At 75.0% G+C, this 1,837-nt stretch carries 1 protein-coding gene; it reads right to left on the bottom strand.

The window, feature by feature from the left end; all coding sequences use genetic code 11:
• On the bottom strand, nt 1-1,627 hold a 1,627-nt coding region (locus G3I53_RS13255), incomplete at its 3' end, for a condensation domain-containing protein (RefSeq protein ID WP_164438373.1).
• Between the last annotated feature and the right edge of the window lie 210 nt (nt 1,628-1,837).

Here is a 1,837-nt window from a genome sequence, read left to right as displayed (position 1 = left end):
CGAGCGCCAGGTAGGAGGCGCCGCACTTCCAGGCGCCGAGGAGGGCCGCGACGAGGTCCACGGAGCGGGGCAGCAGCACGCCCACGACCTGGCCGGGGCGCACGCCCGCGGCGAGCAGTGCGGCGGCGACGCGTCCCGCCCGGCGGTCCAGCTCGGCGTAGGTGACGCGGGTGTCGCCCTCGACGGCGGCGGTGTCGTCCCCGGCGGTGGCGGCCTGCCGGTGGAACAGGTCGAGCGCGGTGGTGCCGCCGTCGACGGCGGGGCCGCCGCGCGACCAGCCGGACAGGCGCACCTGGTCCTCCACGGACACGCAGGTCAGGGTGCGCAGGGCGCGGTCGGGGTGGTGGACGGCGTTGGTGGCGAGGGCGAGCACCGCGTCGAGCAGCCGTTCGGCGGTCTGCTCGGTGAACAGTTCGGTGCTGTACTCGAGGGTGAGTCCCGCGCCCTGGCCCGGGGTGTCCGCGACGAACAGGGTGAGGTCGAACTTGGCGGTGGCGTTGGGCACGTCGAACCGTTCGGCCCGCAGGCCGGGGGCGAGGTCGAAGCCCTGCGGCATGTTCTCCTCGGCGACCATCGCCTGGAACAGGGGCGGTGCCGTGCGGTCGGTGCCGTGGCCGAGGGCCTGGACGACGTCGCGGAACGGCACGTCGGCGTGGTCGAGGGCGGTGGCGAGCCGCGTACGGACCTCGCCGAGCAGGGCGCGGAAGCCCTGGGCGCGGTCGATCCCGGTGCGGACGACGAGGGTGTTGGCGAAGAAGCCGATGAGGTCCTCGGTGTTCGCGTGGCCGCGTCCGGCGGCGGGGACGCCGATCCGGACCTCGCTCTGCCCGCTGTAACGGGACAGGGTGGCGGCGAACGCGGCGTGCAGCGCGGCGAACAGGCTGGTCCCCTGGGAGGCGGCCAGTTCGCGGAGCCGCCGGGTGAGGTGTTCGGGCAGCCGGCCGGTGACGCGGTCGCCGCCGCGGGCCGGGCGGGCGGGCCGCGGATGGTCGGTGGGCAGGTCGAGGGCCAGGTCGTCGGCGAGGTCGGCGCGCCAGTGGTCCAGTTGGCGGGCGGCGACACCGCCGGCCAGCCAGTCGCGGTGCCAGACGGCGAAGTCGGCGTACTGCAGCGCGGGGGCGGGCAGCGCGTCCGCGCCGTGCCGGTAGAGGGCGCTCAGTTCGGCGGCGATGACGCCGGTGGACCAGCCGTCGGTCACGATGTGGTGCAGGGCCAGGAGCAGCACGTGGTCGTCGTCGGCGAGGCGGTAGAGGACCGGTCGCAGCAGCGGGCCCGCCGCGAGGTCGAAGGGGGCGAAGGCGCGGGCGGCGCTGTGGTCGCGGCACGCCTCCTCGGCGGCCTCGGGGGTGAGATGGTCGAGGGCGACGTGTTCCATGCGCCAGGCCGGTGCGGGGTGGATGAACTGGGACACCTCCCCGTCGGCCGTGCCGAAGGTGGTGCGCAGGATCTCGTGGCGTTCGCCGAGCAGCCGTACGGCCTCCTCCAGGGCGGCCGGGTCGAGCGGGCCGGTGAGGCGCACGGCGAGGGGGACGTGGTAGGCGCTCGACGTGGGCTCCAGCTCGCTCAGCAGCCACAGGCCGAGCTGGCTCGGGGAGGCAGGCATGACATAGACCTGGTCTGTGGACATGGGGTTCCTCGCTGTTCCCTCTCGCGACTCTCGCGACGTTCGCGGTGCTGCCGGTGATCTGTGCTGCCGGTGATCTGTGCTGCGTCTGTGCGGCCGGCCGGTGTTCCGGTGCTGCCGGCCGGTGTTCGGTGCGGTGCTGCCGGCCGGTGTTCGGTGCTGCTGGTGGTCCCGCGCCGGCGTGCGGGCGGCCTGCGCTGTCGTGCGGGCGGC

Source organism: Streptomyces sp. SID14436 (assembly GCF_010548465.1).
Lineage (GTDB): Bacteria > Actinomycetota > Actinomycetes > Streptomycetales > Streptomycetaceae > Streptomyces.
The sequence above is the reverse complement of the archived record's forward strand: the minus strand, read 5'-3'. Positions and strand labels throughout refer to the sequence as shown.